The organism is Kitasatospora sp. NPDC052896 (genome assembly GCF_044547075.1).
In the GTDB taxonomy this organism is placed as follows: domain Bacteria; phylum Actinomycetota; class Actinomycetes; order Streptomycetales; family Streptomycetaceae; genus Kitasatospora.
Genome location: NZ_JBITZU010000059.1, coordinates 1 through 7,107, shown reverse-complemented (window position 1 = coordinate 7,107; position 7,107 = coordinate 1). Strand labels below are relative to the sequence as shown.

General features: G+C 68.9%; 6 protein-coding genes and 1 pseudogene. 3 read left to right on the top strand and 4 right to left on the bottom strand.

Translation table 11 applies throughout. The annotated features are described in order from the left end of the window. Positions 1-218 precede the first annotated feature (218 nt). Positions 219-833, bottom strand: coding sequence for a TetR/AcrR family transcriptional regulator (locus ACIGXM_RS37210; protein WP_396568555.1), 615 nt, complete (start codon positions 831-833; stop codon positions 219-221). Beyond that, entirely contained in the window at positions 833-1,681 is an 849-nt protein-coding gene (locus ACIGXM_RS37205; RefSeq protein WP_396568554.1) for an oxidoreductase, read from the bottom strand. The genes ACIGXM_RS37210 and ACIGXM_RS37205 overlap by 1 nt, the downstream gene beginning before the upstream one ends. A 244-nt stretch (positions 1,682-1,925) precedes the next feature. Between ACIGXM_RS37205 and ACIGXM_RS37200 the strand changes: the two are divergent. After that, a pseudogene (locus tag ACIGXM_RS37200) lies at positions 1,926-2,408 on the top strand (helix-turn-helix domain-containing protein); the annotation flags it as partial. Positions 2,409-2,528: 120 nt separating this feature from the next. After that, positions 2,529-3,620 (top strand): integrase core domain-containing protein, encoded by a 1,092-nt coding sequence (locus tag ACIGXM_RS37195; protein ID WP_396568553.1) that lies wholly within the window; start codon positions 2,529-2,531, stop codon positions 3,618-3,620. Positions 3,621-3,684: 64 nt separating this feature from the next. On the opposite strand, the gene ACIGXM_RS37190 is transcribed toward ACIGXM_RS37195, so the two are convergent. Next, the gene (locus ACIGXM_RS37190) at positions 3,685-5,298 is read right to left on the bottom strand and encodes a hypothetical protein (protein WP_396568552.1); all 1,614 of its coding nucleotides are present in this window, start codon (positions 5,296-5,298) and stop codon (positions 3,685-3,687) included. Between the two features lie 379 nt (positions 5,299-5,677). On the opposite strand from ACIGXM_RS37190, the gene ACIGXM_RS37185 reads away from it, so the two are divergent. Continuing rightward, on the top strand, positions 5,678-5,917 hold the full coding sequence (locus tag ACIGXM_RS37185) for a hypothetical protein (RefSeq protein WP_396568551.1): 240 nt from the start codon (positions 5,678-5,680) through the stop codon (positions 5,915-5,917). Between the two features lie 30 nt (positions 5,918-5,947). Here the strand turns inward: ACIGXM_RS37185 and ACIGXM_RS37180 are convergent, their stop codons facing one another. After that, positions 5,948-6,646, bottom strand: a complete 699-nt coding sequence (locus ACIGXM_RS37180) for a hypothetical protein (protein ID WP_396568550.1) — start codon at positions 6,644-6,646, stop codon at positions 5,948-5,950. Positions 6,647-7,107: the final 461 nt, after the last annotated feature.

Below are 7,107 nucleotides of genomic sequence, written 5' to 3'. Positions count from 1 at the left end.
GGTAGTGCTTCATCACCATCTGAGCGGGACTCCTGTCCACCTGGACCATCAAGATCCAAGTGTCTCTGGTGTCCAACATCCGGGGTCAGGGCCCGCTGGTGATCGAGCCGGGAGAGGACGTTCGTGCCTCGCGGGATTTCCGCTCGTGGAAGGTCGTGGACGGTGGGGCTCGGAGTCCCTGGCTTCGGTCTCGCGCCTCACCGTCCACGCCGGATGCCTCATGTGGTCAGACCGGCACTGGTCAGCCAGATGTGTTCGCAGGTCGCGGATGCCTCTCGCAACTTCTCGCGGGACTCCTGCGAGGCGTGGTAGAAGGTCCGCTCGATCATCCAGCACAGGGCGCGGGCCATCGCTGTTGCTTGGTCCGGTTCGGTGCCGGCCTGGATGCCGGCCCGTTCCAGGACGGCGGTGATGGCCGTGATGAACAAGTCGGCCGTGTGGTTCCACAGCTCGCCGATCTCCGGCACGGTCAACGACAGGTCGATCGCCGTGCGCATGACCAGGCCGCGCTCGTTCCACAGCTCGACTGTGCGCCGCATGGCCGCCGCGATGGCCTGGCGTGGTTCGTCCGCCCGTGCGGCGACCCGGGACCGCTCCCACAGGTGCTCGACGGTCCGGGCCACGAGTGCCGTGACCACTTCTTGCTTGGAGCCGAAGTAGAAGTACAGGGCGCCGCGTGTGATGCCGGCGCCCTGGGCGATGTCGCCGACGGTCATGGCGTCGTAGCCCTTCTGCGCCAGCAGGGCTTCGCAGGTGTCGAGGATGGCCCGCTCCCGGACATCGCCCTTGCGTTCGGTGGTGCGACGACCCCTGGCAGGCTGCTGACCGGGCATCAGAGCTGAGCACCCTCGGCGAAGTCGGTCGTACGGGAGAGCGTCTCCCATGCGCGGATGTCCTCGTCCACGGCCGTGCGCGCGGCGGTGACCAGTCGCAGCGCGTCCGAGCCCAGGACGAGGTGAGCCGGCGGCCGCTCGACCGATGTGATGTGCACGACGGCGTCCCCGGCCTTGGCCGGATTGCCCAGCTGATTCCCGCTGGCCTTCCGCCGCGCTTCGCGGATGGGAGTGAACAGCTCGTCGTAGTCGTCGACGGTCCGCGCGGCGCGTGTCATGGACCGTCCGGCCCAGTCGGTGCGGAAGGAGCCGGGCTCGATCGCCGTCACGTGGATCCCGAACTGTGCGACCTCCTTGCCCAGTGCCTCCAGGATGCCTTCCAGAGCGAACTTGCTGCCGCAGTAGGCCGACATGCCGGGCACGGCCATGAGCCCGCCCATGGAAGTGACGGCCATCAGGTGTCCACGGCGACGCCGGCGCATGTGGGGCAGCGCCGCCTGCAGGGTGGCCACTGCCCCGAACACGTTGACCTCGAACTGCCGCCGCACCTCGGCCAGCGGGGTTTCCTCGAAGGTGCCCTCCACGCCGTAGCCGGCGTTGGCGACGACGACGTCCAAGGGACCGACGCTCCGCTCCACTTCGGCGACCACGCTGGAGACGGCGTCGCCGTCGGTCACGTCCAGGATGCGGCCGTGCGCGTGCCCGGGTTCGAGCTCTTCGAAGGCCCGCAGATCCTTCTCTGAGCGGATGGTGCCGACGACGGTGTGCCCGGCGGCCAGGGCGGCTTGGGCGAAGGCACGTCCAAGGCCCGTGCTGACACCGGTGATGAGCCAGTTCCGCTTCTCCATTGCCCCTCCAGGAAGGTCTCGCGAGGAAGCTGGACTGCTCCCCCAGCAGAAAGTCTACACAGTGTCGATTTTTGTCACCGCTATGTTGATTCTCCCGCGCTTCACGGCGCGACCAGGGGCGGTCCGACCCTGCCTTTGCCGAGAACCCCATCCGGGCTGGTGAGGGCGGCTTCGATGTCGGGCAGGGGCTGCTCAAGTCGGCGCTCTGGCGGAGCCGGCGGTCACCTCGGCATGATGATCGGCTGTGCTGCTGAGACTGGCATATCTGGGTGTGACGAACACGTTCGCGATGCTGCGGCTGCTGCCGATGAGCGACCGCGAGAAGGACGTGGAGATCCTGGCCCTGCGCCATCAGATCACCGTGCTGGAACGGCAGCTGAACGGAGTGCGGGTCCGCTTCGAAGCGAGCGACCGGGCATTCCTCGCAGCCCTGCTCCACGGTTTGCCGACCCAGGTGCTGCGTCGGATGCGGCTGCTGGTGCGGCCGGACACCGTGCTGCGCTGGCATCGTGACCTGGTCGCCCGTCGTCATGCCGAGCGGTCCCGGCCCAAGCGCGGAGGTCGACCGCGGACCGTGCGCTCGGTCCGCGCCCTGGTCCTGCGCCTGGCCACCGAGAATCCCGGGTGGGGGTACCGCCGCCTGCACGGCGAACTACTCGTCCTCGGCGTGAAGGTGGCCGCATCTACGGTCCGGGAGATCCTCAAGGACGCCGGCATCCCGCCGGCACTGTGGGTGCCGATAAATCATCCGCCCAGGTTGTGGCCTTGACCGCCGCTTTCCGGCCTTGCCAGCCCGCCGCTTCAGAGTCTTCACGTGCACAGGGCGTTGGGAGCATCATGGTCGGTCGTGCTGCTGCGCCTGGCCTGCCTCGCCGCTACCAACACCTTCGCCCTGTTGCGACTGCTGCCGATGAGCGACAGGGAGAAAGACATCGAGATCCTGGCGCTGCGCCATCAACTGCTGGTCCTGCAGCGCCAGGTCGGCAAGCCCACCTTCATCGACACCGACCGCGCCGTCCTCGCCGGCCTGCTCCACCACCTCCCGACGGACAGATTCCGGCACCTCCTGCTGCTGGTCCGCCCCGATACCCTCCTGCGGTGGCATCGCGACCTGCTCAAGCAACGCCACGCCGCGAGCTGCGCACCGAAGCGGCGCGGGCGCCCGCCCATCGTCCGCTCGATCCGCGCCCTGATCCTGCGTCTGGCCCGCGAGAACAGTTCGTGGGGATACCGCAGGATCCACGGCGAACTCGCAGCCCTCGGCATCAAGGTCGCCGCGTCCACCGTCTGGGAGATCCTCAAGGAGCACGGCATCCCGCCCGCACCTCAGCGGCAGAGCACGACCTGGGCCGACTTCCTGCACAGCCAGGCTGAAGCCCTGCTCGCCTGCGACCTCTTCGAGACCCGCACCCTGACCGGGGCGCGCCTGTACGTCTTCGCCGTCATCGAGCACTCGACGAGGCGCATCCAAATCCTCGGCGCCACCGCACACCCGACCGTGGAGTGGATCGTGCAGCTCGGACGCAACCTCCTCATGGACCTCGAGGACGCGGGCAGCAAAGCCAGGTTTCTGGTCCGGGACCGCGACTCCAAGTTCACGGCCGCTTTCGATGCCCTGATGGCCGACGCCGGGCTCGAGGTCGTCATCACCGGTGTCCGGATGCCGCGGATGAACTCCCTCATGGAGCGATGGATACAAACCTGCCGCAGGGAGCTCCTGGACCGCACCCTGGTCTGGAACCAGCGCCACCTCCTCCACGCACTCCGGGAATTCGAGACCCACTACAACGAGCACCGGCCACACCGAGCCCTCCGGCAGGCCGCACCGCTCCGCCCACTGCCCGAACCAATGGATGAACCAGTCCGGATCAGACGGCTGGAGGTCCGCCGGCGAGACCGACTCGGCGGCACCCTGCACGAGTACCAACATGCCGCGTGACCTGCATGGATGATTTATCGGCACCCGCACAGACGCTGCGAGGACGCCACCGATACGGGACAGGTCACCCGCCTGGCTGCCTGATCCTGTCCCGCGTCAAGTAACTGGCAGGCTTTCGGGCTCGTGAAAGTTGGGGACGAGCGGCCGGTACCAGCCGGCCATCTGCTCGGCGCTCACCTCGGCGGACAGCGGCCGGGGGGCCGGCGCGGGTCCCGCTCTCAGCGATCACCAGGACCTCGACCTTCGCCAAGTGGCCGAGCTGCCGCAGGCGCTTGATGCCGGTCCGGTCGGCGAGGGACCCCCAGGTGCGGGTCTCCCCTTCCCGGCCCGCCTTCTTCAGCGCTCCGAGCAGCGGCTTGGCGAGTTCGGCGTACTCGGCGGCCGCCTTCTGCGTCTCGCGCCGCCGGGGCGCAGCCGGGGCGGCGCCCTTCCGCTGCTGGGCGGCCTCCAGCTCGGCCCGGGCCTGCTCCTGGCGCTGGCGGGGCTCGGCCCGCTGCTGCTGGAGCGCTTCCTGCTGCTGGTGCTCGGCCAGGATCCGCTGCTGCCGCGCGGCCGCGAGGCGCTGCTCGGCTTCGGCACGGTACTGGGCGGTCAGTTCGGCCACCAGTGCGCGGTCCTGTTCCGGGGCGCCGGGATCTGAGGTCAGCTGCTGGGCCTCCTCCAGGAGCTGTCGGGACAACGTGCCGGGCTCGGTCCGGCGCAGCCGGATCATCACCTCGGCGCGGCGGCGGGTTTGCAGGGTGAGGCGCCGTCGGCCGACGGCCAGGGCCTCGGTCAGGTGCCGGCGGTCTTCCACGCTCTGGTCGTGGGTGAGCAGTTCCTCGATCGTGGTCAGGGTGTTGCGGAGCCGCTCCGGGCCGGCCCAGTTGAGGTTCCGGATGGCGGCCTGGGCCGCCTCGTGGTTGCGGGCAGCGGATGCTGCCGCGGTGTCGGAGCGGGTCACCGTGACGATCGAGCGCCGTTCAGCCGTGTGCTGCGGCGGCACGGGGACGTCGGTGGCGGACTGCTCGGCCTGGGACGTCTCGGGGCGGGCGGCCGGGGCGAAGCCCTGCGGGGTGAGGATGAGGGTGCGCAGGTCGTTCCAGTCGGTCCGGTCGGGCCTCTGGGTGCCGATGATCAGCGGTCGGCGGCCGTCGCGCTCGCTCTCGTAGCGGATGCGGTGGACGTAGCCGCGGGCGGCGAGGCGGTCTGGGGGGATCAGGACACCGGTGCCGAGGAGGAATTCGGTGACGTGAGCGTCGTCCCAGTTCACAGGCTGGGTCCGGTCGAGGTGGATCAGCAGGCGGCGGCCGTCGGCGAGGTCGGAGACGATGGCGGAGCCCCGGGGGTCGGGGAAGTCGAAGGTGACGGCGATGTCCTGCGACTTGAGCCAGGCCGCGAGATCGGCCTTCATGAAGAGGTGGTCCGCGCTGTCCTTGCCGCGGGCCCGTCGCCCGCACGGGGTGCCAGGGTCGCCCTTGGTGGCGGGGAAGTGCGCGAAGTGGCAGATCTTGTCGTGGCAGAGTCGGGCCGTGAGCTGGCGGCCACAGCCGCCCGTCAGGTTCACGCCGCACCACCAGGTGGTCCCGTCGTGTTCCTTGAGGAAGGCGGTCAGCTCCTGCGGGTCCTCCGGGCAGATCGCCGGCTCGTCGGAGTCCGGGGATCCGACGACTGCGGTCTGGATGAGGCGTCTGTCCATTCTGCTCCCAATGGGCCGAAAGGGTTACCTGGGTCACATTGTGCTCCTGTCCGCCGACACGCCTGCCTTTCCGGGTGCGGATCGGCTGGCGGCTGGCGGCCACACTCGCCCGCACCGTGTTGCTGACACGGAAGCGAGCTGGCCGTCGCGCGAACAGGGGTGCTGGGGCCGCCTCGGTCGAGGCGGGGGCGGCGGGCGGCCCGAACTGCCCCTTTCCACGGGGAATACCGGTATGCGCACCGCATCGTTGAGATGATGCAGTAGTTCCCGAATACCTTTCAATGCAGGAGAGTTGATGCGCAGACGTTCGAAGAACCCGCTTCCCAGCTTCGGCCAATTCCTCATGGCACCCCGCATGATGCGGCGCATCTCAGTCTGGATGCTCGATCACGACCTGACCTTCGAGGAGGCCCGGGCGTGGGAGGCGTCGCGGCACCTGCTGAGGGTGCACCTCACCGACACCTACGGGCCGAAGTGGCGCCGAAGCGGTCCGGCCGAGCTGGTGGTGCTGGCCAGCCGGGCGGTGGACTTCAATCCGAGGCTCCTGCCGCACGGGGTGAAGGGGATCTACCACCCGGAGACCCTCACGGCGGTGCGCAGTCGCGAGCGCCGGTCGTAGCTGCGGCCGGGCCCGCTTCTATTCCGCTCATCATGACGCTTCTGTCGGTGAAGGCTCATCGTCCGGAGCCAGAAGGCCCTGCGTCGCCCAGTCAGGAAGGGCCAGTGCGGTGGTCCGGGGCAGGTGCGCCTCGTACCGGAGGAGCCGTTCTTGGAAGATGGCACGTGTCAGCCAGGCAAAGGTGTCATCGTCCAAGAGGTCGGGGTGGCCGGCAGCGGCGTCAGCGAAGTGTTCCGGGTCTGTGAAGACCTCGATGACCGAGATCGGGAGGGCGCTTGTATCCGCGGCACGGGCGATAGCGCGGCGGGTCACGGTTTCGAACCACCCTGAGCCCCACCACTCGCCAACGGACTCGGTGTGGGAACCATGTATGGAGAGCAGGCGCATGGTGGCCTCCGGGCCGAGATCCTCGTCGACCCGTTGCCACAGGTCGATCTCACGGTGGATGGATGCGAGGATCGGCCCCCAACCTTCTTCGAAGATGTCCCGCAGGGCCTGGCCGTCCGCGAGTCGGCGGGCGGGGGCTGTGAGGGCGAGGCGCACAGCGTGCCAGTCGATGGCCTCGGAGTGGACGTGGGGCAGGACGGCGCGGGTGGCGGCGATGTTGGCCCGGGCCATCGCGATGTCGTCGATCTTGAAGTGCCAGTCCTCGACGTCGCTCTCGCGGCGCCAGCACCATTCGGCGATACCGCGCGCTGCCGCTGACGGCACGAGGTCGGGGGAGATCACCGGGTAGGTGCGCAGCCCGCTTCCGATGTGCCAGGAGAAGTCCTCGCCGAACGCGCTGAGTACTTGCAGGCCGTCGTGCTCGCGCCGGTGCCGACGGATCGCGGGGCTGATGTGCTCTTTCCAGAACAGGGTGCTCAGGGTCCTGCGGAGCGGTGTCGCGTCGCCGGGCAGGTGGATGCGTGTCGGGTCGAGCAGCCCGGCGGCGGCGAAAGCCCGGCGTGCGGCCTCCGCCCTGTCCGCTTGGGTGGAGTACGGGCTCAGGTCGATGGTGAGCGGCTCGTCGAGCGCGAACAGCGGAGGAAGGTATCCGTCCCAGTCCCAGCCGTCTGTGGGGTCGTCGATGACGAGGCGGCCGGTGGCCGCAGACTAGTGCCGCATCAGGCAACGTTCGCCCTTTGGGCCCGATGGTGACTGACCGCTCGATACATTGAGGCATGGCCGACATCGTCAATGTGCGTTCA

Excerpts from the sequence above, each read along its gene's own strand:
- ACIGXM_RS37210 (WP_396568555.1), bottom strand. The coding sequence starts at position 833 with ATGCCCGGTCAGCAGCCTGCCAGGGGTCGTCGCACCACCGAACGCAAG.
- ACIGXM_RS37185 (WP_396568551.1), top strand. The coding sequence starts at position 5,678 with ATGCTCGATCACGACCTGACCTTCGAGGAGGCCCGGGCGTGGGAGGCG.
- ACIGXM_RS37190 (WP_396568552.1), bottom strand. The coding sequence starts at position 5,298 with ATGGACAGACGCCTCATCCAGACCGCAGTCGTCGGATCCCCGGACTCC.
- ACIGXM_RS37205 (WP_396568554.1), bottom strand. The coding sequence starts at position 1,681 with ATGGAGAAGCGGAACTGGCTCATCACCGGTGTCAGCACGGGCCTTGGA.